Genomic DNA, 18,645 nt, shown 5'->3' on the forward strand with positions numbered 1-18,645 from the left:
GAGGAAGAATCATGAGCAGCGAAACTGCCGTTAACGACGCCAAGGGAGCAGCGCAAGCCGGTGCTGCCAGCGGCTCGCAGCCGGTGGGCGCTGCCCGTCGCCGCGGCCCTTTCCGGGAGGGCGAACGCGTCCAACTGACCGACGAGCGTGGCCGGATGAACACGATCACGCTGGAGCGCGGCGGCGCATTCCACACCCACCGCGGCTTCCTGAACCATGACGAAATCATTGGCCAGGTGGACGGCTCGGTAGTGGTGAACAACGTGGGCCAGCAGTACCAGACCCTCCGGCCCCTGCTCTCCGACTTCGTGCTGTCCATGCCGCGCGGCGCCGCCGTCGTGTATCCCAAGGACGCCGGCCAGATCGTCACGATGGCGGACATCTTCCCCGGCGCACGCGTCGTGGAGGCCGGCGTCGGATCGGGCGCGCTGTCCATTTCGCTGCTCCGCGCGGTGGGCGACAACGGCTACCTGCACTCCTTCGAACGGCGCGAGGAGTTCGCGGACATCGCCCGCGGCAACGTGGAAACCATCTTCGGCGGTCCCCACCCCGCGTGGCAGATCTCCCTCGGCGACTTCCAGGAGGAAGTGGTCAAGGCCGAGGAGCCCGGCTCCGTGGACCGCGTGGTCTTGGACATGCTGGCGCCGTGGGAGTGCCTCGACGCCGTCGCCACCGTGCTGGCCCCCGGCGGCGTCTGGATCAACTATGTCGCCACGGTTACCCAGCTCTCCCGCACGGCCGAAGCCATCCGGGCCGACGGACGCTTCACCGAACCGGACGCCTGGGAGTCGATGGTCCGCGGCTGGCACCTCGAAGGCCTTGCCGTGCGTCCTGACCACCGGATGGTGGCCCACACAGGGTTCCTGCTGGTCACCCGGCGGCTGGCAGACGGCGTCACGGGCATCTCGGTCAAGCGCCGCCCGTCCAAGACCGAATTCAACGAAGAGGACGTCAACGCCTGGACTCCAGGAGCTGTGGGGGAGCGGGCGGTATCCGACAAGAAGCTCCGGCGCGCCGCCCGGGACGCCATCGCGGGGACCAACGTGGTGGACAACCCCGAGGTCACGAACTAGTCCATATTTCGGGAGCCTCCATCCCTACCCGGCCTCTTGGGACTAATGTCTTAAGAGAAGCGCAGGAAGGGGCTGATACATCATGGAGACACCAAACCAGGACTCCGGACGTACACCGGCAGAGCAGTCTGCCGCCAACGACCTCTCGGTTGCTGACCGCCAGGTCAACATACTTCGGGACAAGCTCAGGCACATCGACCGCCAGTTGGCAGCGGCAACGCAGAACAACTCGAAGCTGGTCAGCATGCTTGAGACGGCGAAGGCGGAGATTCTCCGCCTCAAGAACGCCCTGGACCAGGAAGGGCAACCGCCCTACAGCTTCGGCACCATCCTCCAGATCAACCCCAAGCGGCAGCCCGCCCCCGGCAACAGCGGCCAGGCCGCCACCGAGGAATCGGTGGACATCTTCAACGCGGGCCGTAAGATGCGCGTGGGCATCAGCCCGCTGGTCAACATCAACCAGCTTGCGGTCGGCCAGGAAGTGCTGCTGAACGAGGCACTCCTGATCGTCGCGGGACTGGGTTACGAGCGGGCCGGCGAACTGGCCACCCTGAAGGAAATGCTCGGACGGGACCGCGCCCTTGTGGTGGGCCGCGCGGACGAAGAACGCGTTGTGCGGCTCTCCGGTGCGCTCCTGTCCGAAAAACTGAGGGTCGGCGACGCCCTGTCCGTGGATTCCCGTACCGGATACGCGCTGGAGAAGGTTCCCCGTTCAGAGGTGGAAAACCTTGTCCTCGAGGAAGTTCCGGACATCACCTATGAGGACATCGGCGGCCTTGGCCCCCAGATCGAGCAGATCCGGGACGCCGTGGAACTGCCGTTCCTGCACCCCGATCTCTACCGTGAGCACGGCCTCAAGGCTCCCAAGGGCATCCTGCTCTACGGCCCTCCCGGCTGCGGCAAGACCCTGATTGCCAAGGCCGTAGCCAATTCGCTCGCGGCCCGGGCAGCGGAGCGGTCCGGCAACGTGGACCTGAAGAGCTACTTCCTGAACATCAAGGGCCCCGAACTCCTTGACAAGTACGTGGGCGAGACAGAGCGGCATATCCGCCTGATCTTCTCCCGCGCCCGGGAAAAGGCCTCGGACGGCAGCCCCGTTGTGGTGTTCTTCGACGAAATGGACTCGCTGTTCCGCACCCGCGGCACCGGCATCTCGTCCGACGTCGAAACCACCATCGTGCCCCAGCTCCTCAGCGAGATCGACGGCGTCGAGCGCCTGGACAATGTGATCGTCATCGGCGCGTCCAACCGTGAGGACATGATCGATCCCGCCATCCTCCGGCCCGGCCGGCTCGACGTGAAGGTCAAGATCCAGCGGCCCGATGCAGAGGCAGCGGCCGACATCTTCAACAAATACATCACACCGGACCTGCCGTTCCACGAATCAGACCTGGCCGAACACAACGGAGATGTCCAGGCCACCGTCGACGCCATGGTCCAGCGCACCGTGGAGGCCATGTACTCCACCGACAAATCCAATGAGTTCCTGGAAGTCACCTATGCCAACGGTGACACCGAAATGCTGTACTTCAAAGATTTCAACTCCGGTGCCGTGGTGCAGAACGTAGTGGACCGGGCCAAGAAGTATGCCATCAAGGACCTGCTGACATCGCACCAGAAGGGGCTCCGGATCGAGCACCTGCTGCGCGCCGTGGTGGACGAGTTTCGGGAACACGAAGACATGCCCAACACCACCAACCCCGATGACTGGGCACGCATCTCCGGAAAGAAAGGTGAACGGATTACCTATATCCGCACCATCGTGCAGGGCAAAGCCGGCCAGGAGCCCGGCAAGTCCATCGAGACAATGCCCACTACTGGACAGTATCTGTGACGGGTCCACAGGGATCCGCCGCCGGGGAAGCCCTCCCCGCCGGCGGGGCCATGCGGGTCATGGGGGCAGAAACCGAATACGGAATCCACGCTCCGTCAGCCCCATCCGCCAACGCCACCATGATGAGCGCCCGCGTGGTCCAGGCCTACGCCCAGGTCACGCGGCAGCGGGCGGCCGGCGGGGCCGAAACACGGTGGGACTACACGGATGAGGAGCCACTGCACGATGCCCGTGGCTGGACGGTGGACCGCGGCGCTGCCCATCCATCCCAGCTGACCGACCAGCCGCCGGTTCTCGACGCGGAGGCCGTGGCTTTGGCCTACGGCCGCGAGGAACTGGAACTGGACGGGCAGGACGAGTCGGGGACCCTCCTGATGAACATGGTCCTCGGCAACGGCGCGCGGCTGTATGTCGACCACGCCCATCCGGAATACTCCAGCCCCGAGGTAACGAACCCCCGGGACGCGGTGGCCTGGGACGCCGCCGGCGACCTTGTCGGCCTCGCGGCCGTGCGCCGGCTGGCAGCGGACCCGACACTGCCCCCGGTCAATCTCTACAAGAACAACACGGACAACAAATCCGTTTCGTACGGCTCGCACGAGAACTACCTCATGCCCAGGTCCGTCCCGTTCGGGGACATTGTGCGCGGGCTGACCCCGTTCTTCGTCAGCCGGCAGGTGGTGTGCGGGGCAGGCCGGCTGGGGATCGGCCAGGACAGCTCCGCCCCCGGCTTCCAAATCAGCCAGCGCGCCGACTTCTTCGAAGCAGAGGTGGGCCTGGAGACCACCATCCGCCGCCCCCTCATCAACACCCGGGATGAGCCACACGCCACCGCCGACAAATACCGGCGGCTGCACGTCATCATCGGAGACGCCAACCTCAGCCAGGTGTCCAACTACCTCAAGTTCGGCACCACCGCCCTTGTCCTCAGCCTGATCGAGGCCGGGCTGGCTCCGAAAATCGAGGTATACGAGCCCGTCACTGCCCTCAAGACGGTGAGCCACGATACGTCCCTGACCGCCAGGATCCGGTTGCTCGACGGCAGGCGCGTCACGGCACTGGATCTCCAGTGGATGTACCACGAGGCCGCCGCCAAACTCGCCCAGGACACCGGCGTGGGCGATGCCGTGGACGGCGACGGACACACCCACGAGGTCCTGGAACGGTGGGCGTCGGTCCTCACCCAGCTCGACAGCGACAGGGCCGCGGCGGCAACCTCGGTGGAATGGCTGGCCAAGCTCTCCCTCCTGGATGGCTACCGCCAGCGCGACGGCCTGGACTGGAACGACGCACGACTGGGCCTTGTCGACCTGCAGTGGGCCGACATCAGGCCCGAAAAGGGCCTCTACTACAGGCTGCTGTCCAGGAACCGCATGCAGCGGGTGGTGGATGATTCCGCCATCGCAGCGGCCGTGGCAGAGCCACCGGCAGATACCCGGGCGTTCTTCCGGGGAAAGTGCATCAGCAGCTTCGGCAAGGACGTTGTGGGGGCAAGCTGGGATTCGGTCATCTTCGACGTGCCCGGCTACGGGCGGCTTCAACGGGTACCCACCCGTGAGCCCCTGAGGGGAACCAAAGCCCTGACTGGAGCGTTGTTTGAGCGCTACCGGGAAGCGGGACCGTTCCTGGGTGAACTGCTGGGACACAACAGCACTCCGCCTGCGGCGTAAACCGCGCCGGAACGCCCGTCCCGTGGCAGGATGGGCATATCGGAGGATCCGCCGGATCCACCGACGGAAGAAAGAGGGAAACCAATGGCAGGCCAGGAGCAGCAGCAGCCGCAGTCACGTGACACCCAAGTCGACGAAGACATCCCCGAAGCACCCCCGGCAGCACCGGAGGCGCAGGCCTCGGCATCGACCGAAGGCGTGGATGACCTGCTCGACGAGATCGACGGCGTCCTCGAATCCAACGCCGAAGAGTTCGTCCGGGCGTTCGTCCAAAAGGGCGGCCAGTAACCCGGACCACTTTGTGGCTGAAGCCGCGGCCGGCCGGGATCTGTACCGACGTTGTGAGTACCACGTTCAAGGAGTGATGAGTGCAGGAATCAACCGCCAACCAGGTAGCCGCCAACGCCACCTCGTCCTTTACCGAACACCTGCAGCGGGACCGGCCTGAGCTGTTGCCCTTCAGCCGGTCCCTCCAGGGTGGTGCATCAACCGCTGCACCGGTCCAGGTGCCCCATGCCACCACCATCGTGGCCATGAGCTACGGCGGTGGCGTCCTGATGGCGGGCGACAGGCGGGCCACCATGGGAAACGTCATTGCCAGCAGGCACATCGAGAAGGTCTTCCCGGCTGACCACTTCTCTGTCCTGGGCATCGCCGGAACCGCCGGCATAGCCATTGACCTGACGCGGCTGTTCCAGGTTGAACTCGAGCATTACGAAAAGATTGAAGGCACCCAGCTCAGCCTGGAAGGCAAGGCAAACCGTTTGGGTGCCATGATCAGGGGCAACCTCCCAATGGCCCTCCAGGGACTTGCGGTGGTGCCCCTGTTCGCCGGATTCGATATCACCGCCGGCGTTGGCCGGCTGTTTTCCTACGATGTCACCGGCGGCAGGTACGAGGAACACGAACACCACACCGTCGGTTCCGGCTCCGTCTTCGCACGCGGCGCCCTGAAGAAGCTTTGGCGGCCCAACCTCACCCCGGAACAGGCCCTCTCCGTTGCCGTGGAGTCCCTGTATGACGCTGCCGACGACGATTCGGCCACAGGCGGTCCGGATACAGTCCGCCAGTTGTGGCCCGTAGTATACACGGTTGACAGGACCGGAGCCCGGCGTGTTCCTGAAGCCGAACTCGCGGCGGCCTCACGCGGCGTGATTGAAGCGCGCACGATCGCCGGACGGGAGGCCTGAGATGACCCAGCAGTTCTATGTCTCACCTGAACAGCTGATGAAGGACCGCGCTGACTTCGCGCGGAAAGGGATCGCGCGCGGCCGCTCCGTCGTGGTCATCAGCTGTGCCGACGGCATTGCCCTCGTGGCCGAGAACCCCTCGCCGTCCCTGCATAAGATCGGCGAAATCTACGACAAAATCGCATTTGCCGCCGTCGGCAAGTACAACGAATTCGAAAGCCTCCGCCAGGCAGGAGTCCGCTACGCCGACGTCAGGGGATACTCCTACGACCGTGAGGATGTGACAGCGCGGGGCCTGGCAAGCGTGTACGCCCAAAGCCTCGGAGCCGTCTTCACCGCCGAGCAAAAACCCTTCGAGGTGGAACTCGCCGTGGCCGAAGTTGGACCCACGCAGGCCGAGGACCATCTCTACCGGCTGACCTTCGACGGCTCGATCGCCGACGAACACAGCTTTGTTGTCATGGGCGGACAAGCTGAAAAAGTGTCTGCCGCCATCGGGGAAGGGTGGCAGGCCTCGCTGGGCTTCGCCGACGCCGTACGGCTGGCACTGAAGGGACTTACCCCTGCCCAGGAGGGTGACCAGCCGCCGGCACCATTGCCGCCGGGTGCCCTGGAAGTTGCCGTCCTGGACAGGGTCTCGGAAAACTCCCGCGGCACCCGGCGTGCCTTCCGCCGGCTGAACGACGCGGACATCACCGCACTGCTGGCCTAGGAGGACCACATGGACAAGAGAATCTTCGGTATCGAAACCGAGTTTGGGATCTCCTACTCGAGCCCGGACTCGAGGCCTCTTGCCCCGGAGGAGGTGGCCCGGTACCTGTTCCGCAAGGTGGTCAGCTGGGGGCGCTCGTCCAATGTGTTCCTCACCAATGGTTCGCGCCTGTACCTCGATGTCGGGTCCCACCCGGAATACGCCACGGCCGAGTGCGACGACCTTGCCCAGCTGATCGCGCACGACCGGGCCGGCGAACTGATCCTTGACGACCTCGTGGATGAGGCCCAGGCACGCCTGGCCGCCGAGGGCTTCAACGGCACCGTGTACCTGTTCAAGAACAACACCGACTCGGCAGGGAACTCCTACGGCAGCCACGAGAACTACCTGATTCCCCGGCGCGGCGAGTTTTCCCGCCTCGCCGAAATCCTGATTCCGTTCCTGGTCACCCGCCAGCTCATCGCCGGCGCGGGAAAGATCCTGAAGACCCCCCACGGTGCGACGTATGCTTTCTCCCAGCGTGCCGACCACATCTGGGAGGGCGTCTCCTCCGCCACCACCCGGTCCCGGCCCATCATCAACACCAGGGACGAACCGCATGCCGATGCCGAATTCTACCGGCGGCTGCACGTGATCGTGGGGGACTCCAACATGTCCGAGGCCACCGCGCTGATGAAAGTCGGCACCGTGGACCTGGTCCTTCGAATGATCGAGGCCGGGGTGATCATGCGGGACATGCGGATGGAGAACCCCATCCGAAGCATCCGGGAAATTTCCCACGACCTTAGTGGCCGTGCGCTGGTCCGCCTCGCCAACGGACGCCAGCTCACCGCACTTGAAATCCAACAGGAGTACCTGACCAAGGTCACAGCCTTCGTCCAGGAGCATGGCGCCCACAACCCGCATGTTCCCCTGATCCTGGACCTTTGGGAGCGGACACTCCATGCGATCGAGACCGGAGACGCCCGGGGGATCGATACCGAAATCGACTGGGCCATCAAGAAGAAGCTGATGGACAACTACCGCGAACGGCACAACCTTGGCCTGGAGGCACCCCGGATTGCCCAGCTCGACCTGACCTACCACGACATCTCCCGCAGCCGCGGCCTGTACTACCTGCTGCAGTCGCGGGGCGCGGTGCGTCGCATTGTCGATGACACCGTGATCAAGGGGGCCGTTGACGCGCCGCCGCAAACGACCCGCGCCAAGCTGCGCGGCGACTTTGTCCGCCGTGCGCAGGAACTGGGACGCGACTACACCGTGGACTGGGTACACCTGAAACTCAACGACCGCGCACACCAGACCATCCTCTGCAAGGATCCCTTCCGCAGCGTCGATGAGCGCGTGGATGCCCTGTTGGACTCCATGGGTTGATCGGCTCCGGGCTGACGTCCAGCTTCAGGGTCTATTCTGGATAAGGTTCTTTTTAACGGGACCTTCCACGGCAGTGTCCGCAATCATGCGGCAGAGCCGTGTCCACCCTGCCCCGACGAAAGTTTTACTACGTGCGCCGACTACTAGCAATCCTCCTTCCCGGCCTGCTGCTCCTGACCGCCTGCGGAGGCACCGCCTCGCAGCCTGAGCCGAGCAGCCAGTCCGCCGGGGAGACTGCAAAGTTCGACTCCCTCAAGCTGACCGACAACGGGGACAAGAAGGCCCCGGGTGTGGACTTCGACAAGCCCCTGGCCGTCACCCAGCCCACTATCAAGGTGGTTTCCGAAGGCAGCGGCGACACCGTCAAGGCAAACCAGGTAGCCAAGATCTCCATCCTGGCCCTCAACGGTTCGGACGGCTCCCAGCTGGAGGATACGTTCCCCAATGAGCCTGAAAGCCTGGAGCTGAACGACGAGCTCAAGACCAGCAGCGCCGTCATCTACAACGCCTTCGTGGGTGCAAAGGTTGGCTCCAGCCTTGCCCTGGCCGTCCCTGCCCAGCAGAGTGCGCCCTCGGCCAGCCCGAGCCCGTCAGATGGTGCCAGCCCCAGCGCAGCAGCCGGGCCTTCCCAGCTGCTGATCATCAAGGTCCTTTCCGCCTCGGACCCCACCCCCGTCCTCGACAAGCCGCAGGGTGACGCCGTGACGCCGCCTGCCGGCCTGCCGACTGTGACGGAAAAAGACGGCGTTCCGGAGATCAACGTCGCAGGTGCACCCGCTCCCACCGCCCTGGTTTCCCAGGACCTGATCAAGGGAACGGGCGCCACCGTCAAGGAATCCGACACTCTCACCGTCAACTACGTTGGCGTCAATCTCTCCGACGGCACCAAGTTCGACTCCAGCTTCGACCGCGGCCAGCCAGCCACTTTCCCGCTCACGGGCGTCATCAAGGGCTGGACCCAGGGCCTTGCGGGTAAGACCGTGGGCTCCCGCGTCCTGCTGGTCATCCCCAAGGACCTGGCCTACGGAGATGCCGGCCAGGGCCAGGCAAAGGGCGACCTTGTCTTCGTAGTGGACATCCTCGGGGTCAAGTAGCAAGACTTACAGGAACGCCGCGTCCTTCGCGGCACCCATCACCCACTCATTAGGAGTAATCATGTCTTTTGGACAGCGGGAATTCGACCGCCAGAAGCCCGAGATCGACTTCCCGGAAGGCGACGTCCCCACGGAACTCGTCATCACGGACCTCATCGAGGGTGACGGCAAGGAGGCCAAGGCAGGGGACACCGTCTCAACCCACTATGTGGGCGTTGCCTGGTCCACAGGCGAAGAATTCGACGCCTCCTGGGGACGCGGCGCACCGCTGGACTTCCGGGTCGGCGTCGGCCAGGTCATCCAGGGCTGGGACCAGGGCCTCCTGGGCATGAAGGTCGGCGGTCGCCGCCGCCTGGAGATCCCCTCCGAGCTGGCCTACGGCTCCCGCGGAGCCGGCGGAGCCATCGCCCCCAACGAGGCACTGATTTTCGTCGTGGACCTCGTCGCCGTCCGCTGAGGCGACGCAACACGCAGAAACTGATCGCACCGCGAAGCGCGGCAGCAGGGAGGACAACCTCCCGGCTGCCGCGCTTTCTGCTTTCGCCCGGGGAGTTTAGTAACGTAACCAAGGTGTCCGTATCCCGCACTGAACGACTCCTCAACCTGCTGATTGCGCTGCTCAATACCCGCTACGGACTGCACCGCAGTGAATTGCGCGAAAAGGTCTACCACGACAGCTCGGGCAACGACGTCGCCTTCGGGCGCATGTTCGAGCGGGACAAAAACGACCTGCGGGCCATGGGGTTCGAGGTTGAGACCCTGACGGACCTCGGCTGGAGCGAGGACGACCCCGCCACCACCAGGTACCGGATCGGCAAGGAATCCAGCCGGCTCCCTGATGTGCAGCTGGGACCGGAGGAATGGACTGTCCTCCTGTTGGCCTCCCAGCTCTGGGAGCGGGCCGCACTGGGGACGGCCGCCCAGAGCGCCCTCCGCAAGCTCCAGGCCTCAGGCAGGCTCGCCGACGTGGAACTGCCCGCCGGCGTCCAGCCGCGCATCAAACCCGCCGGACAGGCCTTCGACGACCTCGTTGCCGCCATGCACGCCCGCCATCCAGTCAGCTTTACGTACCTCGCCGGAAGCACCGGCCAGGAGGAGGAACGGCGGGTGGAGCCGTGGGGCCTCGGCAGCCGTTTCGGCCAGTGGTACCTTATGGGCTACGACCGGGCCCGGAACGCTCCCCGTCACTTCCGGCTGTCCCGCCTCACCAGCGCGGTGACCGTCCTCAATAAAGAGCACTACAGTCCACCTGCGGGCTTCAACATCCGCGCCGAACTGGACCGGTTGCCTGAGCTGCCGCTGCGCACCGCCGTCGTAGACGTCAGGCAGGGGCGCCTGCTGGCGCTGCGCCGTCGGGCAACGGCCGGCGGCGCAGACCAGGCTCCGGCAATGCCCGACGTCGGTTGGGACCGGTTGGTCGTTGAGTACCGCGACCCGGAGGTCCTCGCCGAAGAGTTGGCCAGCTATGGACCCGATGCCCTGGTTGTGGCACCCGCGGACCTGGCGGGGGCAGTGCGGCGCCGGCTGCGGGCTGCAGCCGACTTCACCTCCGCGCCCGTCCCGGCCTACGCTTTCTCCGATACCCGCCCCCGGGCAGCCCGGAAGGGCACCTCGGAGGACCAGCTCAAGCGCATGCTGCAGTTGGTCCCGTTCCTGGTCCACAACCAGGGCCTGCATATCCGGGACGTGGCAAAGCACTTTGGCGTCACGAGGGAAGAACTCGAGGCGGACCTGCAGATCCTCATCTGCTCAGGCTTGCCCGAGGGCTATCCTGACGACCTCCTCGACATCCAGTGGGACGACGACCACGTGTACATCACCCAGGACCTGGACTTGAACAGGCCCGTCCGGTTTACGGTCGCGGAGGCGTGTGCCCTGTTGACCGGCCTGGAAACCCTGAACACCCTGCCCGGCCTGCACGGCGGAGGCGCCCTGGAATCGGTCACGTTGAAGCTCCTTGCCGCCGCCGGCGAGGAAGGACTCGCCGCCGCCTCCATCGCAGGGCCGCAGGTGGCTCCCGGGGACGCTGCCACCCACGCCACGGTGCGGCAGGCAATCGAGTCCGGTTCCCAGCTCCACATGGCCTACCTCTCGCCCCAGCGGGACGCGGTAACCGAGCGCGACGTGGACCCCCTGCGGCTCTACTCCCTCGACAACACCTGGTATTTCGAAGCCTGGTGCCATTTGGTGGACGGGCTGCGGAATTTCCGGCTGGACCGAATCCAGGAGGTGCGCCCCAACGGCCGGCCCGCCGGCACGCATGGGACGCCGGAGGGAGGCGTCCCCGCCAAACTGTTCACAGCGAACGACGACGACACCCCAGTTACCGTCCAGCTCACCCGGCAGGGGCGGGGGCTGGCGGAAGACTACTACGCCGAGCGCACCGCGGAGTTGCCCGACGGCGGATTGGTGGCCGAGATCAGGTTCGGCAACACGGCCTGGCTGCCGATGTTCGTGGCCCAGCACGGGGGCATGGTCCGCATCCTGGATCCTGTTGGGCTCGCTGACGCCGCGCGGGAGTGGCTGGCGGCCTCGCTGGACAGGTACGCCGGATAGACTTCTCAGCATGCCTTGGTGGTCCTGGATTCTTATATGGGTGGCGCTCGTTGCAGTGTCCGTACTGTTCTACGTCCTTCTGGGCATCCGTCTCTTCCGCCAGTTCATGGCGACGGTCAAGGACCTCAGCGCTGCGGGTGAAAAGCTGGGACACCTGGCCCCCGTCGAAATCCAGGAATCCACGGAGACGCGGCCGGACCCGCCCGGTTCTGCCGTTTTTGCCTCACCCGCGCTCATGCGACATGATTACGAGGCATCCAAATCGGCCCGGCGCGAAGATCGCCGCCGCCGGCGAGTGCAGCGCAAAAAGGACCGGGGCCAGCCGCAGGCGCTCGGAGATCTCGACTTCACATAGAAGTAGGATGTATTTAGAGGAAAGGATTTCCCGTGGGAAGACTCTTTGATGGCCCTTGGCCGATCGTAATTATCATCGTTGTTGCTTTGCTTCTTTTCGCCGCGCCCAAGCTTCCGGCCATGGCCCGCAGCCTGGGCCAGTCCATGCGGATCATCAAGTCCGAGGTCAAGGAAATGAAGAACGACGGCAAAGCCGACACCACCACTGAGGCAAATGGCCCCGTGGAAGGCACCATCGTGAACCACCCCAAGGCGAAGCCCGGTGAGCCGACTGACGGCACTGACGTTCCGCCGTCAACCCGCGCCTGACCTCCCGTGGCACTGTCGCGGGCCCGTAAAGCCAATCCCGAGGGGCGAATGTCCCTTTGGGAGCACCTCAAGGAGCTGAAGAACCGGCTGATCAAGTCGGCTATCGGCGTCGTTATTGGCGGCATTGGGGGCTGGATACTTTACGATCCGCTGTTGAAGGCCCTTGCCGAACCGGTGAACCGGATTTCGAATGAAACCGGGGGACTGGCGGCCATCAACTTCGGCACCATCGCGTCACCCTTCGACTTCAAGCTGCAGATGTCGCTGCTCATTGGCGCCGTCATCTCCAGCCCCATCTGGATCTACCAGCTGTGGGCGTTCATAACCCCGGGGCTGACCTCCAAGGAACGGCGCTACACGCTGGGGTATATGGCAGCTGCGATTCCGCTCTTCCTTGCCGGAATCTGGGTGGGCTGGCTCGTAGTGCCGCAGGTGGTCCACGCGCTGACCCAGTTCACGCCCGCGGGTTCCTCCAGCGTCATAGACGCCAGGACCTACATCGAATTCGTCACCCGCATGGTGCTGATGCTGGGCCTGGCCTTCCTCGTCCCGGTGGTGCTGGTTGGCGTCAACATGGCGGGCATCGTATCCGGCCGCACCATCCTGAAGGCCTGGCGAATCACCGTGTTCCTGGTGTTCGTCCTGGCAGCCATCGCAGCACCGGGTGCGGATGCCATCTCCATGTTCATGCTGGCCGGCCCTCTGCTGGCGCTCTTCTTCGCAGCGATCGGCATTTGCATCATGAACGACAAGCGCCGCGCACGCCGCGAGGCCAAGCATGTCGAGGAGACCGAGGCCACTGCTGACATCGCCACCCCCAGCAGTGAACTTAAGAAGCTCTAGCCTGCCGCTAGGCTTGGGGTATGTCCTCCACCACCGGACCCTTCTCCGCCGGCCCCGTCGATCCCGATGAACTTTCGCCAGCCGAGAGGTACCGTGCCAGTGCCGAGCGCCAGGCAGAGGCGGCAACCTACCTCGGACAGTTTTCCCGGACCCTTGAGTTCGAGCTTGATGACTTCCAGCGCGCGGCATGCCGTTCGCTGCAGGAGGGCAGGGGAGTCCTTGTGGCCGCCCCTACCGGAGCCGGCAAGACCATCGTGGGGGAGTTCGCCATCTACCTCGCACTCCAGCGGGGCCTGAAAGCCTTCTACACCACCCCCATCAAGGCGCTCAGCAACCAGAAGTTCAGTGAACTGAGCCAGAAATACGGTGCGGACAAAGTGGGCCTCCTAACCGGCGACACCAGCATCAACGGGGACGCGCAGGTGGTGGTCATGACTACCGAAGTCCTGCGGAACATGCTGTACGCCGATTCGGCCACCTTGGACGACCTGGGCTACGTCGTCATGGACGAGGTCCACTACCTTGCTGACCGTTTCCGCGGGGCAGTCTGGGAAGAAGTCATCATCCACCTGCCCAGTGAAGTCCAGGTCGCTTCGCTGAGTGCCACCGTCTCGAACGCCGAGGAATTTGGTGCCTGGCTGGACACCGTCCGCGGGGACACGGACATCATCGTCTCCGAACACCGGCCGGTGCCGCTGTGGCAGCACGTCATGGTGGGACGGCAGATCATGGACCTTTTTGCCGGGGAAACCACGTTCGACGAGATAGCCCCGCCCGTGGACGAAGAGGGACAGCAACCCGCCACGTCAGTGAACCGGGCAGGGACCGCCAAGGGGCGCGGCTTCGACGTCAATCCCGACCTCCTCTCCGTGGCACGCAGCGAAAGCCAGCAAAGCTTCCGGAGCCGCCCCGGCGGCCGCGGGCAACGGGGCCGGCGCGGGTACGAGCGGCCGGGCCGGGGAGAGCCGACCGGAGTGCGCCCCGCCAGCCGTCCCCAGGTCATTGCCAGCCTGGACCGCATGGACCTGCTCCCTGCCATCACGTTCATCTTCTCCCGGGCAGGCTGCGAAGCCGCAGTCGCGCAATGCGTAGGGTCCGGCCTGTGGCTTACCACCGAGAAGGAACAGCGGATCATCGCCCAGCGTGTGGACGAGGCCGGGCAGGACATCCCGCCGGACGATCTCGATGTCCTGGGATTCTGGACCTGGCGCGATGGCCTCCTGCGGGGCTTCGCTGCCCACCACGCCGGTATGTTGCCCACCTTCAAGGAAGTTGTCGAGAAACTGTTCGCCGACGGCCTGGTGAAAGCTGTCTTTGCCACCGAGACGCTGGCCTTGGGCGTCAACATGCCCGCCCGCTCAGTAGTGCTGGAAAAGCTGGACAAATTCAACGGCGAAGCCCACGTGGACATCACGGCAGGCGAATACACCCAGCTGACAGGCAGGGCCGGCCGGCGGGGGATCGACGTCGAAGGCCATGCCGTGGTCCTCTGGCAACCAGGGACGGACCCGACGGCAGTGGCCGGCCTGGCGTCCCGGCGGACCTATCCGCTGAACTCGAGCTTCCGGCCCACCTACAACATGAGCATCAACCTGCTGGCACAGTTTGGACGTGCCAGGGCACGCGAGATCCTGGAGTCCTCGTTTGCCCAGTTCCAGGCTGACCGCTCGGTGGTCGGGCTGGCCCGGCAGGTGCGAAGCCGCGAGGAGTCGCTTGCCGGTTACGCCAAATCCATGACCTGCCACTTGGGCGACTTCACGGAGTATGCCCGGCTGCGACGGGAGCTCTCCGATGCAGAGAGCGCCACGTCCCGCACCAAGTCCCGCGTCCAGAAGTCGCTCAGCGGCGACTCCCTGGCCCGCCTCCTGCCCGGGGACGTGGTGAACGTTCCCGGCGGACGTGCCCCGGGGCCCGCCGTCGTCCTCAGTTCCGACCACGGAAGCCGTGAACCCCGGCCGGCCGTGCTCACCCTGGACAACCAACTGCGCCGGATCGGAACCGACGACCTGGAGGGGCCCATCGCGCCGGTTACCCGGGTCCGGATCCCCAAATCCTTTAATGCAAAAGTGCCGAAATCCCGCCGCGACCTGGCCTCCTCCGTCCGAAATGCCCTGCGCGAAAACCGTCCTCCCGCTCCCGGCCAGAACCGCAACCATGACTTCGGCCGGGGTGCAGCCCTCCCCAACCAGGAGCGGCGGATCGCCGACCTGCGCCGGGCCCTAAAAGCCCATCCCTGCCACGGGTGCAGCGAACGCGAAGACCACGCCCGGTGGTCGGAGCGCTGGTGGAAGCTGCGGCGCGAAACTGACGGCCTGGTCCGCCAGATCCAGGGCCGCACCAACACCATCGCCAAGACCTTCGACCGGGTCTGCGACGTCCTTTCCGCCTACGGCTACCTCGAGGACGCCGGAGAGGGCCGGCTGAACATCAGCCCCGACGGACAGCGGCTGCGCCGGATCTACGGTGAGAAGGACCTGCTGATCTCCCAGTCCCTGCGGCTGGGCGCGTTCAATGACCTGGACGCGGCGGAAGTGGCTGCCCTGGCCAGCATCCTGGTCTACCAGGCGAAACGCGAAGACCGCGGCCTGCGGCCGCGCATGCCCAGTGTCTCCCTGGAGACCTCGGTGGACATCGTGGTCAAGGAATGGTCCGTGCTCGAAGACGTGGAAGAGGAGAACAAGCTTCCGCTGACCGGCGAACCCGAACTCGGCCTCGTGTGGCCGTTGTACAAATGGGCCCGCGGGCGCCACCTGCAGGATGTCCTGAGCGGCACCGACCTTGCCGCCGGGGACTTTGTCCGCTGGGTCAAGCAGGTGGTGGACCTGCTGGACCAGCTGGCCAAAATCCCGGGCCTTGATCCGCGCCTGGCACGGCTCTGTGCCGAGGCGATCAACCTCATCCGCCGCGGCGTCGTGGCTTACTCGTCCGTCCTTTAAACCCGATAACCCCCAACCGGGCCGACCCGGCCTGCCCATCTTCCAGGAGTCCTGCCTTTATGCCCCGCCCTGATTCGACCCCCGCAAACGGCTCCCGTCCAGCCCCGGTGCTGTACCGCAACGGATCCGTTTATACAGCCGCTGATCCGTTCGCCACGGCCATGCTGGTGGATGGGGACACGGTTGCCTGGGTGGGATCGGAACAGGCGGCGTCATCCATTGCCGATGCCACCATGGACATCATCGACCTCCGCGGCGCCCTCGTTGCACCGGGCTTCGTTGACTCCCACATGCACCTGACCGAAACCGGAATCGCGCTCGAGTCGCTCCAGCTGGGACCGGTGACGTCGGCCCGGGCACTGCTGGATGCAGTCGCCGGAGCCCGCGGGGACGGACCGGTGCTCGGCCACGGCTGGGACGAGAGCACCTGGGCGGATCCCACCCTGCCCACCGCGGAAGAGCTTGACCGGGCAGCCGGGGGCAGGCCGGTCTACCTTTCCCGGGTGGACGTCCACTCGGCGCTGGTGTCCATGTCCCTGGCCGCATCGGCGGAGCTTCAGGACAAGGACGGCTACGACGGCGGCGCCCGGGTGTCGCGGGCGGCCCACGAGGCAGCACGGAAGGCAGCCCGGCAACTGCCCCGGAATGAGCTGGCGCGGCTCCAGTCCCGCGCTCTGGCGGAAGCTGCTGCCAACGGGTACGTCGCCCTGGCCGAAATGGGCGCACCCCACATCGGCGGCGCCGATGACCTGCGGCTCGCTGCAGGATGGAACGCCCCTGACGCCGGGCAGCGCTATCCCGCTGTCATGCCGTACTGGGGCGGGCTGGTCTCGTCCGAGGAGGAGGCCCGCGCGCTGGTGGCAGGGCTCGGGGTGGGCGTCCGCGGGCTTGCAGGAGACCTGAACATCGATGGTTCCCTGGGCTCGCGCACCGCCGCCCTGCGCGCCGGGTACAGCGATGCGGGCCAGGAGCGGGGAACCCTCTACCTGGGCGTGGACCAGGCGGCAGCCCACCTTGCCGCCTGCTCGCTTGCGGGGATCCAGGGCGGGTTCCACGTCATCGGGGACGCCGGCCTGGATGCTGCACTTGAGGCGCTGGACCTGGCGGCCAAGGAAGTGGGGGAGCAGCGGGTGCGCGCCGCAGGCCACCGGTTTGAGCATGTGGAGATGGCCGACGCCGCAGCCGTGGACCGGCTGGCCCACTACTCCGTGACCGTCAGCGCTCAGCCTTCCTTCGACGCAGCCTGGGGCGGCCCAGGCGGCCTGTACGAGCGGCGGCTGGGGGAACGAAGCGGGCCGATGAACCCGTTCGCCGCGTTCTACGCCGCCGGAGTTCCCGTCTGCTTCGGCAGCGACAGCCCCGTCACGCCCCTACGTCCCTGGTCCAGCGTGCGCGCCTGCGTGGAACACCACAACCCGGACCAGCGTATTTCTGCGCGGGCAGCGTTCCTTGGCCACACCCGGGCGGGGTGGCGCGCTGCACGGCACCCGAACCCGATGGCCGGCCAGCTGGTCCCGGGCGCCCCTGCCAGCTTCGCCGTCTGGGAGGTGGAAGAGCTGATGGTCCAGGTGGCAGACGGGCGGGTACAGTCCTGGAGCACCGATCCGCGCGCCAGGACCCCCCTCCTTCCGGCCCTGGACACGGGCTCGGACCCGGTGTGCCTGCAAACCGTGAAAGACGGTGCCGAACTGTTCGCCAGCCCGGCCCTGCGTTCCTGACCCGGGAACCCTCCACCCTATAATGGGGAGTTGCGCCCGCCGCCGGCCCATCCGGCATCAGGTGCACCGACCACTTCCACCAGGAAAGGCCCTCTGTGCGCGTCCTTACGATCATTCCCACCTACAACGAACTGGAATCGCTGCCCAAGACGCTCCAGCGCCTGCGGAAAGCCGTTCCGGCGTCGGACGTGCTGGTGGTCGATGACAACAGCCCTGACGGCACCGGCCAGCTCGCCGACGGCTTCGCGGCCGAAGACTCCCAGGTACACGTCCTGCACCGCAAGGGCAAGGAAGGACTGGGCGCCGCCTACATCGCCGGTTTCAAATGGGGCCTGGATGCCGGCTACGACGTCCTGGTGGAAATGGATGCCGACGGCTCCCACCAGCCTGAACAGCTTCCCCAACTCCTTGAGGCCGTCGAACAGGGCGCAGACCTGGCCATGGGCTCGCGCTGGGTTCCCGGCGGCAGCGTGGTCAACTGGCCGCTGTACCGCCAGGCAATCTCCCGGGTAGGCAGCACCTATGCCCGGCTCATGCTGGGCCTGCCCATCAGGGACGTGACCGGCGGATACCGCGCCTTCCGCAGGACCACCCTGGAAAAGCTCAACCTCGACCAGGTCGACTCGGTGGGCTACGGCTTCCAGGTGGACCTGGCCTGGCGCGTCGCCAAACTGGGCCTGCGCATCGAAGAACGCCCCATCACCTTCGTCGAACGGGAACTCGGTGCCTCCAAGATGAGCGGCAACATCGTGGTCGAAGCCATGGTCAACGTCACCAAATGGGGCCTGGCGGCACGCTGGAACACCCTGGCCGGCAAGCTGAAGAACAAGCAGGCCTAGGCTTCTGCCCGCGAGGGCGGACCGGCGTCATGCCGGCACAAAAACAGGGGGCGGCCCCGCACCATGGTGCGGGGCCGCCCCCGGGTTTGGGGGGGGGGCGTATGGCGGGCGGCGCGGACCGCGGCGGTGGCGCCGGATGGTGT

The 18,645-nt window shown here is 65.8% G+C and carries 16 protein-coding genes; all 16 read left to right on the top strand.

Going from position 1 to position 18,645, the window contains the following annotated elements:
- Positions 1-11: 11 nt before the first annotated feature.
- Positions 12-1,073: a tRNA (adenine-N1)-methyltransferase gene (locus ACFVTD_RS16315; protein WP_387564878.1), complete on the top strand. Its 1,062-nt coding sequence runs from the start codon at positions 12-14 to the stop codon at positions 1,071-1,073.
- A gap of 82 nt (positions 1,074-1,155) precedes the next feature.
- A complete protein-coding gene (gene arc / locus ACFVTD_RS16320; RefSeq protein WP_324641982.1) occupies positions 1,156-2,907 on the top strand; it encodes a proteasome ATPase in 1,752 nt (583 codons plus the stop codon).
- 50 nt (positions 2,908-2,957) lie between these two features.
- The gene (gene dop, locus ACFVTD_RS16325; protein ID WP_387564918.1) at positions 2,958-4,577 is read left to right on the top strand and encodes a depupylase/deamidase Dop; all 1,620 of its coding nucleotides are present in this window, start codon (positions 2,958-2,960) and stop codon (positions 4,575-4,577) included.
- Positions 4,578-4,661: 84 nt separating this feature from the next.
- Positions 4,662-4,865, top strand: a complete 204-nt coding sequence (locus ACFVTD_RS16330) for a ubiquitin-like protein Pup (protein WP_141160425.1) — start codon at positions 4,662-4,664, stop codon at positions 4,863-4,865.
- Between the two features lie 80 nt (positions 4,866-4,945).
- A complete protein-coding gene (prcB, locus tag ACFVTD_RS16335; protein WP_387564881.1) occupies positions 4,946-5,767 on the top strand; it encodes a proteasome subunit beta in 822 nt (273 codons plus the stop codon).
- Position 5,768: 1 nt separating this feature from the next.
- Positions 5,769-6,479 carry a proteasome subunit alpha gene (prcA, locus tag ACFVTD_RS16340; RefSeq protein WP_387564883.1) on the top strand — a complete coding sequence of 237 codons (711 nt, stop codon included), beginning with the start codon at positions 5,769-5,771 and terminating at the stop codon, positions 6,477-6,479.
- A 9-nt stretch (positions 6,480-6,488) separates the two neighbouring features.
- Positions 6,489-7,853, top strand: a complete 1,365-nt coding sequence (gene pafA, locus ACFVTD_RS16345; protein WP_387564885.1) for a Pup--protein ligase — start codon at positions 6,489-6,491, stop codon at positions 7,851-7,853.
- 131 nt (positions 7,854-7,984) lie between these two features.
- Positions 7,985-8,947 carry an FKBP-type peptidyl-prolyl cis-trans isomerase gene (locus ACFVTD_RS16350; protein ID WP_387564887.1) on the top strand — a complete coding sequence of 321 codons (963 nt, stop codon included), beginning with the start codon at positions 7,985-7,987 and terminating at the stop codon, positions 8,945-8,947.
- A gap of 61 nt (positions 8,948-9,008) precedes the next feature.
- On the top strand, positions 9,009-9,404 hold the full coding sequence (locus tag ACFVTD_RS16355) for an FKBP-type peptidyl-prolyl cis-trans isomerase (protein ID WP_159631980.1): 396 nt from the start codon (positions 9,009-9,011) through the stop codon (positions 9,402-9,404).
- Positions 9,405-9,517: 113 nt separating this feature from the next.
- Positions 9,518-11,503, top strand: coding sequence for a helix-turn-helix transcriptional regulator (locus ACFVTD_RS16360; protein WP_387564890.1), 1,986 nt, complete (start codon positions 9,518-9,520; stop codon positions 11,501-11,503).
- Positions 11,504-11,513: 10 nt separating this feature from the next.
- Positions 11,514-11,858 carry a hypothetical protein gene (locus ACFVTD_RS16365; RefSeq protein ID WP_387564892.1) on the top strand — a complete coding sequence of 115 codons (345 nt, stop codon included), beginning with the start codon at positions 11,514-11,516 and terminating at the stop codon, positions 11,856-11,858.
- Positions 11,859-11,890: 32 nt separating this feature from the next.
- Positions 11,891-12,166 carry a Sec-independent protein translocase subunit TatA gene (tatA, locus tag ACFVTD_RS16370; protein ID WP_387564894.1) on the top strand — a complete coding sequence of 92 codons (276 nt, stop codon included), beginning with the start codon at positions 11,891-11,893 and terminating at the stop codon, positions 12,164-12,166.
- A 48-nt stretch (positions 12,167-12,214) separates the two neighbouring features.
- Entirely contained in the window at positions 12,215-13,009 is a 795-nt protein-coding gene (gene tatC, locus ACFVTD_RS16375; RefSeq protein WP_387564896.1) for a twin-arginine translocase subunit TatC, read from the top strand.
- Positions 13,010-13,029: 20 nt separating this feature from the next.
- Positions 13,030-15,945, top strand: coding sequence for a DEAD/DEAH box helicase (locus tag ACFVTD_RS16380; protein WP_387564898.1), 2,916 nt, complete (start codon positions 13,030-13,032; stop codon positions 15,943-15,945).
- A gap of 59 nt (positions 15,946-16,004) precedes the next feature.
- Complete coding sequence (locus ACFVTD_RS16385; RefSeq protein WP_387564900.1) at positions 16,005-17,663, top strand: amidohydrolase; 1,659 nt, start codon at positions 16,005-16,007, stop codon at positions 17,661-17,663.
- 95 nt (positions 17,664-17,758) lie between these two features.
- Positions 17,759-18,502, top strand: coding sequence for a polyprenol monophosphomannose synthase (locus ACFVTD_RS16390; protein WP_387564902.1), 744 nt, complete (start codon positions 17,759-17,761; stop codon positions 18,500-18,502).
- The last annotated feature ends 143 nt before the right edge of the window (positions 18,503-18,645 follow it).

Origin of the sequence: Pseudarthrobacter sp. NPDC058119 (genome assembly GCF_042884655.1) — a bacterium.
GTDB lineage: Bacteria > Actinomycetota > Actinomycetes > Actinomycetales > Micrococcaceae > Arthrobacter.